Below are 13357 nucleotides of genomic sequence, written 5' to 3' on the forward strand. Positions count from 1 at the left end.
TGGCAAGGGCAGGTTGACCAGGGGTAAAGGTTGCGGTTTTCATGCCATGGCTTTATTGCAGAGCACCATGCACCACGACATAGAGAGGAAAGCGATGACCGTAATCCGTGAAGTGACCGGCGACGATCTGCTGGGCATGATGGAGGTCAGGCTTTCAGTTGAGGAAAATCATCTTTCACCCGAGCAGCTTGAGAACGACTACGGCGTAACGGTCGAGACGTTGTCCGAAGGTTTGCGGCAGGGATTGCGCGGCTGGCTTGCGGAGGTGGATGGAAAGGCCGTGGCATTTTGCATCGGGGACGGAAAGACCGGTGAGATGCAGGTGGTGGCGGTTCGCCCTGAATACGAGGATCAGGGTCTCGGGCGGGCGGTGCTTGATCCGCTCTGCGAATGGTTGTTTGCCCAGGGCCATTCTCATCTCTGGCTGCTGGCCAATCCAGATCCTGGCATCCGTGCCAGCGGGTTCTATGAACGGCTCGGCTGGAAGGAAACGGGTGAGCGTCGCGGCCCCGACATTGTCATGACGCTGGACCGCACGGATCAGATGGCCTGAGCCTGCCTCGTGTCAATTGTCGCGGGCGGTTTTATGACTGGTGCTCACGCAGTAATCGGCAGCTTCAGAGTAAAACTGAAAGGCGGGTGGCAGCGACGTGGCATTGCGACTGAATGTCCCATGCGGCGGGACGTAAAATAGGCGAACGCCGCTACTCCGCGATTTCCAGTGCCGAGCTACGCGATCCTCCCGGATCCGCTCGGGCCGCCTGAAATGGCATTCTTGAAGATCTCAAGCACAATCTTTGGAAGCTCGCCTGGATCGAATGGCTTCCCGATCACGTTGTCAGCACCAAGCTTGCGGTAAACCTCGACTTCGTCTGGCTGAATGCGCGCGGTCATGAAGGCAATGGGTTTTCCCTCGGCGTTGGGCAGTTTGCGGATCTCCTCGAACGCCAGAAGACCATCCATTCCCGGCATCATCACGTCGAGAATAATCATGTCAGGCTGGAAGCGTTCAACGGCCGCGATCGCGGTTTCGCCGTCATCGCAGGTCTCGACCTTGAAGTCGCCAAATGTCTCCAGGGAGTATTTGACCACCTTCTGAAGAATTTCCTCGTCTTCGGCATAAAGGATTTTGATCGGTTCAAATGTCATGGGATATCTCAATCCGTTTTGCTTCGTTTGCTGTGGCGGGTGGTGCGAAGAAGGTGTTTGATTTCGGTCACGAGTTGATTGTTGTCGACGCGGGATTTCATCAGGCTCGATGCGACGAGTTTTTGGATGTCATGTGGTGGCATTTCGATGGAGAAGATCATCACGTCCGGCGCGTTGGGCAGGTCATTGAGGTCCTCGATCAGGGCGGTGCCCAGACCGTCTGGAATAAACTGGTCCAACAGAACAAGATCGAAGGTTTCCGTTTTAAGGAGTTCGCGGGCCTCCCTGAGCGTGCCGGCCGCTGAAACTTCCGCCATGCCATCCAGCAGTTCCCGGAGGAGCCTTTGGTGATCGGGCTCGTCCTCGACCTGCAGAATTCTGGCGGGCCGGTTCAGATCGAATGAGGTGACGCTATCGATTGCGTCGATGATCATTTGGGTAGTGAGCGGTTTTTCGATACAGCACAGTGTCAGGTTCTCAAATTCGCTGGATGTTTCCGTTGCCGTCCGACCGGTCGCACGAACGGCTATGACAGGTGCCTGGTTTTCGCGGGGCAGGGAAGCCATGTGTTCGGTCAGTTGCCGCCCAAGGCCGTCACTCGTGGTCCAGTCCACAAATACCGCGTCGTGTTCCGATTGGTTCAGCAATTCGCGCGCGGCCTCTGCCGTGTAGGCAAGTGTGACGTCAAACCCCGCGTCCGTCAGCGTCCGATCCAAGAAAGTGGCAATGTCTCCGTCGCCCTCGCAGAGCAGCAGGCTCCCGCGCGACACTGAAGTGTCGATGATCTTTCTGACCGGAGTCGCATCAGTTGCGATCAGCGAGATGAAAAAGGTCGTTCCACTGGCGCCGGTGTCGAAACTGATCGAACCCTTGTGCGTGTCGACAATGGCTTTGGTGATAGCGAGGCCAAGGCCGGATCCGCCAGCTGTACGGTTGGTTGCGCCTTCGGCCTGGGTGAAGCGCTCAAACAGGCTGTCATGAAATCCCGCGGGAATTCCTGGGCCCTGATCGCGGACCTCAATGCACCAGTGCCTGTCCCTGCGGCAGACCGCCACGGTCACCGGCGATCCTGGGTTTGAGAATTTCACTGCGTTGGAAACAAGGTTGGTGACAACCTGAACGAGGCGGCCATGATCCGCGAAGGTGATGGCCGGCACCTCGGGGAATTCGGTGTGGAGGGCAATCTCCTTTGGTTCGGCCATGCCCCGGCATTCGGAAACTGCGGTACTGATGACGTCGCGAAGGTCGATGGAGTCGAAATCGAACCGCATCCGGCCGGATTCCATTTTTTCGATATCGAGAATGTCGTTGATCAGTGAAATCAGGCGTGTGCAGTTGGAGTAGGACGCGTTCAGAAACTCCTGACCCATATCGTTGAGAGTGCCAAGGGTCCCCGACTGCAGGAGGCCAAGCGATCCCTTTATCGCCGCGAGGGGGGTGCGAAGTTCGTGGCTTACCGTCGCCACGAATTCCGATTTAAGCCGCGCCATGCCGCGCCGTTCAGAGACATCCTTGATGAACACGATGTGTTTTGTGTGCTGATCACGGAAGGTCCGCGACACGGTCAGTTCGATATCGAAGGTCGAACCGTCTTGGCGCCGACCGGTCAGATCGGGGTGTTTCCCGGTCTTCAGGCTTTCTTCGGGTGAGATGTCGATGGCCCGCAGGTATTCGTCCTGCAACTCATTTCGCAACAGGGGCACGAGCATGCACATGTCCTTGCCGATGAGGCTTTCGGTGTCATAGCCGAACATCTTCTTTGCGGCCCGGTTCGCTGTTTCGATGTTTCCATCGCTGTCCAACAGAAGAATCGCGTCCTCGGTGCCGTTGAGAATGGTTTCCAGACGTTCGAGGTTCTCACTGATTGCAACCTCGCGGTCGTGAAGGGCCGTGACGGTTTTCGAGAATGCGTTTGAAAGGTTCTGAACGGTTTCGTTGTTGGTCTGTGGCCACACGATCCGCCCGGGTGAGGTCCCGTCAAGAATTGTGCGGGAGGCAGCTTCCAGCCTGGTGATGGGATCGGTAAACCGCCAGGACGCGTGGAAAAACAGCACGGCCGAGACAAAACAGAATGCGAGCGCAATGACCACGATGCGTTTGCGGACATCCATAATGCCGGCGTTGAGTATATCGTTGGGAATCGTCAGTGCTGCGATATAGGCACGGGGCGTTTTGGTATTCGATGACCGCAGGTGCCGGGCGTGAACGACATATTTGTTGTCGCGGCCAGAGGTCAGAACGCCGGAGAAATCGACGGATTCCGGGTTTTCAACCAGTCTTTTCAGGTCCGGGTACAGGTCCTGAAGCCGCACGGCGTCCCCGACCAGGTGGGAAAAGCGCAGTTTCGGGTCGTGGTGCAGCAGGATGTTGCCATTGTAATCGGCGACGATCAGATCCGCACTCGGCGGAACGGCAGACCGAATGGCCTGAAGCAGATATTCGCCGTCAAGGTTGATCACCATTATCCCAAACAGTTTGCCGTCCGGGGAATGGATCGGCGTGGCGACTCGGAGCACCGGAACCCAGGGCTCGACAATGGCGCCATGTTCCATATTCAGCTCGATCGAGCTGGAATAAATCTCGCCTTTACCGAGCGCGATGGTCTGTTGAAAATACGGACGGTGGGCTTTGCGTTGCAGATCGGTTTCTTCAACGATTGTGACTTCTTCGCCCTGACGATCCACGCGAACGATTTCACGTCCGCTGTCTTCCAGCCCGATGAGGCGGATCTGCAGAATATACGAGTTCAGCGCCACCATACGGCTGAAGAGGTTTTCCAGCCTTTCGGTCCATTGCTGCTCGGTCGAAAGGCCCTGCGGGTCCGTTCCGCCATTGGCGCGGGCGCGGATCAACCCCTGGATGGGACGAGTCTCTGCGATAAAGAGAAGGCGACGCTTGGCTTCGTCGATCTCCTGGCGCGCCTGGAGAACGCCAATGTCAAGGTAATTGGCGAAAGACTTCAACTCGCGTTCTTGTGTCTTGGCAACTGTGGCCTTGAAAAAGATTCCGCCGACGGCACCGGCTGTCACCAGCAATAGCAACAGGCCAATCAGCGTGATCCGAATGGTATCACGTAACATAAATAACTCTTTGATGGAAAATGGGCCTGACCGTGCTCAGTCGCAACGGGGCCATAATTGCGGTACGCTTACAGTACAGATGTTTCGGCTAAAAATTTATTAAGATGCTGAACAGCGGCAGAAAAGCCCCGGCGGCAGGGCTTGTTAACGCTCCACTGCGCAACGGCGGTTGCACGCTTCGGATTAATCCAGCCTGCATAATGGTGTTCGATGACCGAAAAATTGGTCTGGTTTACAGGCGGTCCAAAACCTGACCGGCAATACGCGCGGTATCCGACCAGGTTGGGAGACTGGCACCCCGCGTCGCCGCTGCGTCAGCCATACGTGTGTTCAGATCAGTATCCGTCAGCAGTTGCTCCAGAGCCAAGGCGAACCGTTCGGAATCGTCTATTGGCACGAGAAGTCCCGCATCCTTCGGAACGGTGTCCGGTACGGCACCGGTGGAGCAGGACACGATTGGCAGCCCCCAGCTCAGCGCCTCATCGAACACCATGCCGTACCCCTCATACCGTGTCGCCAGAGCGAACACCGAAGCCTGTCGGTATAATGTCTGAAGATCTTCGCCGGAGACCTTTCCGGCAAGTCGGACCCTGTCTCCAATACCGAGATCCCGGATCAATTGACGCAATTCGTCCTCATATCCCGGATGATGCGCTCCGCCCGCGATCACGGCGCTCCAATTCAATTGCTTTATGCGGGACAGCACCCGCAGGAATGTGTCGTGGCCCTTGCGCGGATGCAAAATGCCTACTGAGAGGATCAGATGAGGGGAGACCGGATCGCGCCTGCGCGTAAGCTTTTCCGTTCCCGGCGGCGCGATGGTTATGCGCTCCGCCTGCACCGAATAGTCGGACTCAAGAATCCGGGCGGTGTGTGGGCTGGGAACCAAAACATGGGTAGCGAGGGCGAGGTTGTCCCGCTCCGTACGAAACAGATGTTCGCGCTGGTCCGCATCGAGACCGGTCTCAAGGGCCAAAGGGTGGTGGATCATCGCGACGATCGGTGCTTTGGTTTTCGCCAGCCCATCCGTAGCAATCGACCCATAAACCAGACCATCGAGAATTAAGGGACGCTTGGGATTAATTGCGGCGAGCTGTTCAATTGCCTGGGACGTATGAGCAGCGCTTGGGTTCGGAAACGTGTCACCCAGTTGAAGGTGCTGCACGTCGTGTCCAAGCCTACGCAGGTTTTCCAGCAGCAGGCGCTCGTAGATGTATCCCCCGGTCACTGTGTTGATATCGCCAGGGATGGCGAATGCTGCGGCTTTGGGTGTCATTTGAGCTGTTCCGGTGCGTAAATTCCAAGGACCCTGCGTTCGAGCAGACCAACTGCCCCGTACCCCAGTACCGACAGGATCGCGACCAGGGCCACCGCACTCCAGAGCATGTCGTAATCCGACAGGGAGGCGCTGAGTGCCATCACGCTACCCAGTCCGTTTCCAGTTGCCAGCCATTCAACCACTGTGACCGCAAGCACGGAGGCCGGGACATTGATCTTTGCCGCCGCAAACAGGGCCGGGAGCATGGCAGGGATACGTATTCGAACGAGTTTCTGAAGCGGACCGGCGGCGAATACGTCGAACACGTCCGTTATTCGACCGGGTGCCTGTTTTAGACCGTGCAGGCAGGCGACAAAGGTGGGGAAAAATACCATTACGGCGACCAGAACTATGGTTCCCGCAGCGCCACGCCCGAGCAGGAGCACGATCAGGGGCGCCGTTGTGATGATCGGAACCGAGCGCAATGCAATCGCAACGGGCAATGCCGTGCCGGCGATCATCGGAACCATCACAACCAGCATGGCAAGCATCGCGCCGACTGTCAGACCCGCGATATACCCTGGCACAAGGTAAACTGAGGTCTCAGCCAGCGCGGTCAGAAGCGTATCCCGGTTCGTCGCGGCATCAGAGGCGGTTGTCACGGCCTGGATCACATCCAGTGGGCCTTTGGCGAAAAAAGGGTTCAGCCCCAATACCTTGAGGAAACCCCACCAGGCAATCAGGACCATCAGTGAGACGAACACCAGTTGTACGACTGTACGGCGCCAGCCGCCTCCGGAGGTTTCCGAGTTGGGCGCCGCCAGAATTACGGGCGGTTCGTCCTCCAGAAACCGTTTCGCCACCGCGCCTATTGCGACGTACCAGCCCACGGATACGGCGGTGGCAACGAGGGCGAGCGCCCATGTCATCTCGACATTCATTCCGCGCATGGCCCTGATCGTCAAAACCCCCATGCCCCGTTCCGCACCGGTAAACTCACCGACCATTGCCCCAAGGAAAGCCGCCGGGGCCGAAATCTGCAGTCCCGCGACCAGATAGGGAATGGCAGCCCTCGCGCGTACATGGACCAGTGCGGCCAACCGGCCGCGACCATAGCTCGAAACCAGATCCAGCCAGTTCGACGGCAGGGCCCGCAACCCAACCAGAAGCGGCACGAAGGTCGTGTAGTAAACGGCAAGTGCGGCCAGCACGATTTGCGGCCAGGGGCCAGGCCCAAAAATCACACGCAGTATCGGGCCGGTAGCAACCAGCGGCAGGCAAAAGATGAGCAGTGCAAAACCGCGAACGGTCCTTTCGCTGGCGGGCCAGATCGCGACCAGCGCGGCTAATGCTATCGCTGCAGTGTTGCCCAGGACAAATCCGACGGCTGCGTTGGTCAGCGTCACGCCGAGTGCGCGGCTCATCAGGCCCGCGTTCTCATAGAGATAAAGGAGTATTGCCGATGGTGCCGCCAGTACATGTGCGTCCGTCAGCAGGCGGGCCGCCAACTCCCAGCCAATCACCAGCAGAACCGGACCCATCGCTGCAACCCGCGGTTGCCACCCTGTACCCCCCGGCGTCGCGATTGACGCGCCGGTACTCATTGCGCCGCTTTTGCCCTCGAACCGGGCACTCCCTGGGAGAGAAATGCGAATACCTCATCCACATGGGCTGAGAATTCCGGCAGGCGTGCAAATTCGGACCGTCTAGGGCGCGGCAGATCGATTTTGATATCGGCCGCGATTGTGGCAGGACGCGGCGACAGAACGAGTATCCGGTCGGACAGCATCACGGCCTCGCTGACCGAATGCGTGACGAGGAGGGTGGTCGTGTCTCCCGCCTCCCAGATTGCCGGTAGGTCCTCCGCCAGTTGCTGCCGGGTAAGTTCATCCACCGCGCCGAACGGCTCATCAAGCAGGAGCAGGGCCGGTTTGGTTGCCAGCGCGCGCGCAATCGCGGCACGTTGACGCATTCCGCCGGAGAGTTCGGCGGGTTTGGTGTCCGCAAATCCGTCCAACCCAACCAGCTGGATCAGTTCATCGATATCTTGGGTGACTTTCGGTCTTCGCGCCAGATCGAGCGCCAGTTCGATGTTCTTACGCACGCTCCGCCAAGGCAGCAGGGACGGATCCTGAAATGCGATGGAAAGATCGCCCCGCCGCGATATCTCGGATGGAGGCAGCCCGTCGATCGTGATTGTGCCTGTACTTGGCTCTTCCAGCCCCGCGATCATGCGCAGCAGCGTGGATTTGCCGCACCCGGACGGACCTACAAGAGCCGTGGTGGCGCCGGGTGCGAAACTGATATTCACGGGGCTGACCGCAGTCAGCCCGCCAGGATAGGTTTTCGACGCCGCAGTGCAGGTGACGGGAACTGACATACGCCTCAGGCGCCGTGAACTTCTTCGAGGATCGACCGGTCCCAGAGATCCGGCGTCACCGTCCGACCAAGCAGCCCGAGCGTTTCGATATTTGCCGCGACGGTCTCGTCCGTCCACCAGCCGAAGCCGTTTTCATCCGTCAGATCGGAGAACATCAGCGGCACCTGACGCTCTGCCTGCAACCGCTGGGTTTCCGCGTCGAGGCCGGCGTCGGGGAACATCTCCAAGGTCAGGTCCGTCGCCGCATCCGTATCCTCGCGGTATTTTTCCCAGCCTCGGACCTCACCGGACATCAGAGCAACGATTTCCTCGCGACGATTTGCGAGGCTGTCCTCGGTTGCGATGTAGGTCTGGGAGTGCACCGAATAGCCATGATCGGCCATCAGCATCGTTACGTTGTCCACACCCTGGATGGTCATGGCGACGGGAAGATCCGTTTCCCAACAAAGCAGGCAGTCCACCTCGCCGGCCACGAGCGGCTGGGGTGAGTACTGGGTTGGGATGACCTCAATCGCGCTGATGTCCACACCGTTCAACTGGCAGAGCGCTTCGAGAACCGGCATGTTGGCAAGTGCCATTCCGATTCTTTTGCCGTCAAGATCGCTGGGTTCGTTGACCGGATTTTCGGCAAGGGACGCGATGGCGAACGGGTTTTTTTGCATCGCCACGCCGAGGATTTTGAACGGCGCACCCTCCTCGACCGCTGCTGCGGTGTAATCCGCAGCCGAGATGCCAACGAGAGCCGTGCCCGAGATAACCGGAGGCTCCACCGGTGCGTTGGGGCCCCCCTGCAGGAGGCTGACCTCCAGCCCATTTTCCTGCCACCAGCCGTTTTTTAGGGCAATATAGCTGCCTGCGAATTGGGTCGAATGAAGCCACGAGAGCTGCAGGCTGACCTGGCTCTGCGCAAAGGCCCGGCGGGGTGAGAGAAGTCCGGCTGATCCAGCCAGCATGGTGGTCGCTCCCACGGAAAGGAGGTGCCTGCGGGAAATCCCCTGTAGTTTGTTCACTGATTTTCCTTTCCTGAACCGCCCTGTCGAATGTGTTAACGATTTTTCATCATCACCCGAACGCTGGCAAATCAAAAAAGGTTCCGCAGCCCTGATATTTTGGCGAGGTGCGGTTTAGTTTTTGCCAAATCGCGTCATGACCGCACCAGGCAGGACCGCGAGCAGAAACATCAGACCGAAGGCGACACTGGTCGCTAGTCCCTGGCCTGGTGTGGCTCCCATCACCGGGAAGAGCAGTACGGCAGCACCCTCGCGGAAGCCCCAGCCGCCGATGGAAAGGGGAATGAGCATCGCAAAAAGGATGAGTGGCACAAGCGTCAGGACAACCAGTTTTGGCAGGATAATCCCCAGCGCCGCCGCGCAGAACGCGAAAGCAAGGACATTGCACAGCGCGGTTCCAACGCTCAGGCCGGTCTGATGCGCCAGAATGCCGGGCGCGGTCACGGAATGGGCAAAGGCTGACACAAATCTGCGCAACGCTTCCACGGATTTGAACCGCAGGCGGAGCAGCAAAAACGTTCCGACGAGGACCGCCACCAGAATGCCCAGTGATACACCGATGGACGACACCAGCCATTCCGGCCATCTGAAGCCCGTTGGGACAACTGTGGCCAAAACAAGGCCCGAAACCAGCAGCAGGAGCATCCCGATCTGCCCTGAGAGCCGTTCAAAAATTACCGCCTGTCCTGAGGACAACAGTCCAGCCTCCTTGCGAAACCGCACGGCCCGGCCCGCGTCTCCAATCATGCCACCGGGCAGTGACTGGTTTACGACCTGCGCCAGGTAATATTCGCGAATGGCCTCACCACGCGAAATGGTAATGCCGAGGCGCTGGGCCGTGATCCGCCATCTTTGCGCCGACAACAGCGTCTGGAGCGTCAACATCATCGCTGCGGCAAACAGCCAGTTGGGATTTGCGCTGGTAAGAACCGCAATGGCCTCTTCGCCATCGACCACCTGCCAGATCTGCCAGGCCAGCGCGCCAAGCACAATGACCTGTGCGATACGCAGCGTGTAGGCGGGCAGGGACCCGAGAACCGGCACGTTCATTGTGAAACCTCCGCAGTCGTTTGGACTGAAAAAGCTTTCAAAATGATGTCGCGAACCTGGTTCATGGGCAATACGTCTGCGGTCCTGTCTGGAATAATGCCGTCCGTGGGCACTATTTCCGCTACGAGGTCAACCAATTGTTTCGGCCCGACCACATGGATGGGCACATCCCGCCGCGTGTCCATCGATACCATCTCCGCGGCCTGGTGGTCACCGACGATGATCAGGAGCGGTGGCTCCTCCGCATGCAGCAGCGCGTATTCAAACACCGCGCTGAGCGAGTAGTCCACGGCCAGACGATACTGGTCCCGGACCCGCTCCCGGTCCCGCCAGACCACCTCCGGCGCATCACCGGACACCGCCATTTCGTTGAACGCGCTGCCGTCGCCAACTTCATCCCAGGGTAGCAGTTGCGGAACCGGCACCCATGGCGCGTGCGAAGAGGCCAGCGCCACCTGCGCAAAAAGCCTTTTTTCGTCGCCGGCTTCCCGAAGAAGTGTATCGAGTGCCAAAAGTGTAAACTGATCGGGCATCGTCACCCAGTTAAACGGAAGACCCTTATACCCAAGGTCCGCGGCGACCAGAACCTCGTCAAACCCCATCCGCGCCGATTCCGGCCAGTCGAGGGTAATTTGAGGCATGACTGCACCGGTTCGAAACCCGCTGTTGCGGGCATGGTGGAACAACCCCTCACGGTCACTCGACAGCAGCGCACCGTACCCCGCCTGATTGTCCACCCACAGCCCGTTGGCAAAAGTCGCATGAGAAAGCCAGCTTTGCCCGCCAAAGGTCGGCGCTTTCAGCCATCCCGATTTTGTGGCCAAACCGACCTCATCCAGACTTGAGCCATAGCTTTTGAGGGTCTCCACATGGCTTGAGGCGTAGAACGGCACGTCAAAACTCGCCCGGCCGTAGCTTTCCACGAAAATGACAACGACATCCCGGGCGATAGTGCCCAGCAGATCCTCCCGACCGGCATAAACATCCTCATCTGCCGCGATACGGAAGTTTTTCAACTCTTTTAGTGTTTTTTGGGCGGTCGAAACACGTTCAACGGCAACGCGTGCGGTAAAAGCGGCCCCGGGTGGACTGCTCAATCCGCTGATGGTCCCGCGTGCGACGCCAATGTCAAACAGCATTATCGCGGACGCGACCACCGCACCGGCAGCGGCAACTCGTTTGAGTATTCCCCCGAGGTTTACCTTCGACCAGACACCGGTCGCCCACCAGATGAGTGTAGCCACCAATATAACCGCGAGTATGGCCCCGATGATGCAAAGGACGGCCAGGACAGGACCGAAACTGCCAAACAGCAGCCTGACGAAAGCATCGACGAGAAACATGTCGGATACGGGATTGAAGCTCCGGGAGAGGGCATTGAAACTCACGAAATCGGCCGTTTTGAGCACAGCCAAAATGGCCAGGAAGGTTGTCACGCCAAGGCGGAACGCCCATGCCGCCCGGCTGCGACCAAGAGCCACAAGCGTCAGAAGCAGAGCGGGCAACTCCAGAGGAAACATCAGAAGCGCCTGCCAGGTGGCCGCCGCCGGATGATTGGGCTGGATCAGAACGACGTGCAGAACCGCCGCCGCTGCGATCAACGACGCTGATCTTTGCAGAATGCTATGGCTCATGACCTGTGTCGCCTCAGCCAGATCACATCAACAGCGAAGGACCATATCAGGGCCAACACGGCAATGCCCGCGAGGATGTCCGGCCAGGGCCCTGACAGAACCGGAGACAGGAGCGCAATCAGAACCGCAATCTGGATCACACAAACCACCTTGCGCGAAAACCGCTCCGGCAGATCAGCAGCCAGCCAGGGCATCGGATACTGCAACACGACGAACAGATAGTGGGGCAGGCCAAGTACTATTACGTAAGGACCAACCATGCCGGAGACCCAGGCATGAAACGCCAGGATCAGGGCGAGCAGCGAGTCGACCTCCATGTCAAATCGTGCGCCAAACCGTGATTCGCAGTCCTGCCGGCGCGCGAGCCACCCGTCCACGCCATCTAGGGCGAAAGCAAACACCGCAACCAAAAACACGGCCCAGGGACCCGACGGTATCGCAAACAGCCACGATGCCAACACCGTGGCCAAGGCAAGCCGGAAGACCGTCACCGTATTACACCAGCCGATCACCGGGTGCGGGTAGCCTGACCTGATGCCGTAAATCGCAATCAGGACAGCGGCGGCATATAGTAGCGATCCAGCGGCCAGGCCCGTCGCCATCCGCTCGCCGCCAACGCCGGTCACCAGCGGAAGACACGCCAGTCCGGACAGCACGGCAACCACGGCGAACTGTACCGTCGGCGTCATCGCACGGTTCAGACCGGCCAGCGGCAGTGTGTTGGATCCGTCGTCCGCCCGGGGAGGTTTGACTGAAAGCACCATGTATTGCGTGTAACCCGAAAAAATCCACTCTTGCCTGCAAGCTGGTATTGGAATCAAATCATCATTCAGTGACCTGATGTGTCCGCCGGCTTTAGGGCAACGGCCAAGAATAGAGGGGCAGTACATTTATGGCAAACCCGACCGGCACCTTTTCGGCTTCCGCCCGCTGGCTCCACTGGATCATGGCCATTCTTGTTCTGGCCATGATCCCCGCCGGCTTCATTATGGTGCGGGAGGGGATAAGCCCATCCGTCCAGGACGCGCTGTTCCTGTTCCACAAGAATGTGGGCGTGCTTCTCCTGCTGCTTATTGTCGTGCGGATTCTCTACCGCTGGCGCAATCCCGCACCTCCTGCACCTTTGCATTTGCCTGCATGGCAGAGGGGAGTGGCGCATGTGACGCACGGACTGCTTTACGTTCTTCTGCTGGTGATGCCGCTTGCGGGTTATATCCGTGTGAAGGGCGGGGGCTTTCCGATTGAGACGCTGGACGCGCTGGCTGTTCCCTCACTTGTGCCGCGTTCCGATGCTTTGGCTGAGGTTGCGAAGTCGGTCCACTATTATGGTGGCTGGGCGATTGCGTTTTTGGTGGCGCTGCATGTTGGGGCGGCGCTGCAGCACGGGTTTATCAAACGGGATGGTGTGCTGGAGCGGATGCTGCCTGGGCGCGGGAGCGGCCGGTGATGTCCCGGATCTGCCGCGACTCGCTGTTTTGGGTGATTCAGGTGTGTCGGGAATCGGATTCGTGTTGGTAATTTATGTAATTTTTTTAGTGAGTTAGGTGATATTCGTCCGTCCAGTTCGACCGAGGCTTGCGCGTTCATGGCCGATCCGCCCGGCGGGGTCATTACTCCTTCTGTGATATTTTTCCGTGACAATTCAGTGACTTGTGGATTTGTGGGATTTTCCCAAATTTTGGGGTTGCGTGGTTTGGATGTTATCTCTAGATACGCCTTCACCGCAGCGGGGACGCTGGCAACAGACGGAAGCGGGGCGGTAACAATTCGACAGGGAACGGGCGGGGCGCGCTGGA

The 13357-nt window shown here is 58.7% G+C and carries 12 protein-coding genes; 3 read left to right on the plus strand and 9 right to left on the minus strand.

Going from position 1 to position 13357, the window contains the following annotated elements:
• Positions 1-94: 94 nt before the first annotated feature.
• Positions 95-553: a GNAT family N-acetyltransferase gene (locus tag ACP15P_RS15520; RefSeq protein ID WP_424929366.1), complete on the plus strand. Its 459-nt coding sequence runs from the start codon at positions 95-97 to the stop codon at positions 551-553.
• A 176-nt stretch (positions 554-729) separates the two neighbouring features.
• On the opposite strand, the gene ACP15P_RS15525 is transcribed toward ACP15P_RS15520, so the two are convergent.
• The 9 genes from ACP15P_RS15525 to ACP15P_RS15565 all read right to left on the minus strand — a co-directional run bounded on the left by ACP15P_RS15525 (position 730) and on the right by ACP15P_RS15565 (position 12325).
• The gene (locus ACP15P_RS15525; RefSeq protein ID WP_424929367.1) at positions 730-1149 is read right to left on the minus strand and encodes a response regulator; all 420 of its coding nucleotides are present in this window, start codon (positions 1147-1149) and stop codon (positions 730-732) included.
• An 8-nt stretch (positions 1150-1157) separates the two neighbouring features.
• Entirely contained in the window at positions 1158-4229 is a 3072-nt protein-coding gene (locus tag ACP15P_RS15530; RefSeq protein ID WP_424929368.1) for an ATP-binding protein, read from the minus strand.
• A gap of 232 nt (positions 4230-4461) precedes the next feature.
• Positions 4462-5505, minus strand: a complete 1044-nt coding sequence (locus tag ACP15P_RS15535; protein WP_424929369.1) for a glycosyltransferase family 4 protein — start codon at positions 5503-5505, stop codon at positions 4462-4464.
• Entirely contained in the window at positions 5502-7028 is a 1527-nt protein-coding gene (locus tag ACP15P_RS15540; protein WP_424929370.1) for an ABC transporter permease, read from the minus strand. Before ACP15P_RS15540 ends, ACP15P_RS15535 begins: the two co-directional genes overlap by 4 nt.
• A 59-nt stretch (positions 7029-7087) precedes the next feature.
• Complete coding sequence (locus tag ACP15P_RS15545; protein WP_424929371.1) at positions 7088-7867, minus strand: ABC transporter ATP-binding protein; 780 nt, start codon at positions 7865-7867, stop codon at positions 7088-7090.
• Positions 7868-7872: 5 nt separating this feature from the next.
• Positions 7873-8820 (minus strand): ABC transporter substrate-binding protein, encoded by a 948-nt coding sequence (locus ACP15P_RS15550; protein WP_424929372.1) that lies wholly within the window; start codon positions 8818-8820, stop codon positions 7873-7875.
• A gap of 171 nt (positions 8821-8991) precedes the next feature.
• Complete coding sequence (locus ACP15P_RS15555) at positions 8992-9927, minus strand: lysylphosphatidylglycerol synthase transmembrane domain-containing protein (RefSeq protein ID WP_424929373.1); 936 nt, start codon at positions 9925-9927, stop codon at positions 8992-8994.
• Positions 9924-11561: an alkaline phosphatase family protein gene (locus tag ACP15P_RS15560; RefSeq protein ID WP_424929374.1), complete on the minus strand. Its 1638-nt coding sequence runs from the start codon at positions 11559-11561 to the stop codon at positions 9924-9926. The genes ACP15P_RS15555 and ACP15P_RS15560 overlap by 4 nt, the downstream gene beginning before the upstream one ends.
• Positions 11558-12325 (minus strand): CDP-alcohol phosphatidyltransferase family protein, encoded by a 768-nt coding sequence (locus tag ACP15P_RS15565; RefSeq protein WP_424929375.1) that lies wholly within the window; start codon positions 12323-12325, stop codon positions 11558-11560. The genes ACP15P_RS15560 and ACP15P_RS15565 overlap by 4 nt, the downstream gene beginning before the upstream one ends.
• 128 nt (positions 12326-12453) lie before the next feature.
• Between ACP15P_RS15565 and ACP15P_RS15570 the strand changes: the two genes are divergently transcribed.
• Both ACP15P_RS15570 and ACP15P_RS15575 read left to right on the plus strand, forming a co-directional pair.
• On the plus strand, positions 12454-13008 hold the full coding sequence (locus tag ACP15P_RS15570) for a cytochrome b (RefSeq protein ID WP_424929376.1): 555 nt from the start codon (positions 12454-12456) through the stop codon (positions 13006-13008).
• A 138-nt stretch (positions 13009-13146) separates the two neighbouring features.
• The coding region (locus tag ACP15P_RS15575; RefSeq protein ID WP_424929377.1) for a hypothetical protein at positions 13147-13357 on the plus strand (211 nt) is incomplete at its 3' end.

The sequence above is a fragment of the Amaricoccus tamworthensis genome (assembly GCF_049800875.1).
In the GTDB taxonomy this organism is placed as follows: Bacteria; Pseudomonadota; Alphaproteobacteria; order Rhodobacterales; family Rhodobacteraceae; genus Amaricoccus; species Amaricoccus tamworthensis.

What these genes read in the sequence shown, in the direction of transcription:
- ACP15P_RS15545 (WP_424929371.1), bottom strand. Translation starts at nt 7,867, where the DNA reads ATGTCAGTTCCCGTCACCTGCACTGCGGCGTCGAAAACCTATCCTGGC.
- ACP15P_RS15570 (WP_424929376.1), top strand. Translation starts at nt 12,454, where the DNA reads ATGGCAAACCCGACCGGCACCTTTTCGGCTTCCGCCCGCTGGCTCCAC.
- ACP15P_RS15540 (WP_424929370.1), bottom strand. Translation starts at nt 7,028, where the DNA reads ATGGGTCCGGTTCTGCTGGTGATTGGCTGGGAGTTGGCGGCCCGCCTG.
- ACP15P_RS15550 (WP_424929372.1), bottom strand. Translation starts at nt 8,820, where the DNA reads ATGCTGGCTGGATCAGCCGGACTTCTCTCACCCCGCCGGGCCTTTGCG.
- ACP15P_RS15530 (WP_424929368.1), bottom strand. Translation starts at nt 4,229, where the DNA reads ATGTTACGTGATACCATTCGGATCACGCTGATTGGCCTGTTGCTATTG.
- ACP15P_RS15565 (WP_424929375.1), bottom strand. Translation starts at nt 12,325, where the DNA reads ATGGTGCTTTCAGTCAAACCTCCCCGGGCGGACGACGGATCCAACACA.
- ACP15P_RS15525 (WP_424929367.1), bottom strand. Translation starts at nt 1,149, where the DNA reads ATGACATTTGAACCGATCAAAATCCTTTATGCCGAAGACGAGGAAATT.
- ACP15P_RS15520 (WP_424929366.1), top strand. Translation starts at nt 95, where the DNA reads ATGACCGTAATCCGTGAAGTGACCGGCGACGATCTGCTGGGCATGATG.
- ACP15P_RS15555 (WP_424929373.1), bottom strand. Translation starts at nt 9,927, where the DNA reads ATGAACGTGCCGGTTCTCGGGTCCCTGCCCGCCTACACGCTGCGTATC.
- ACP15P_RS15560 (WP_424929374.1), bottom strand. Translation starts at nt 11,561, where the DNA reads ATGAGCCATAGCATTCTGCAAAGATCAGCGTCGTTGATCGCAGCGGCG.
- ACP15P_RS15535 (WP_424929369.1), bottom strand. Translation starts at nt 5,505, where the DNA reads ATGACACCCAAAGCCGCAGCATTCGCCATCCCTGGCGATATCAACACA.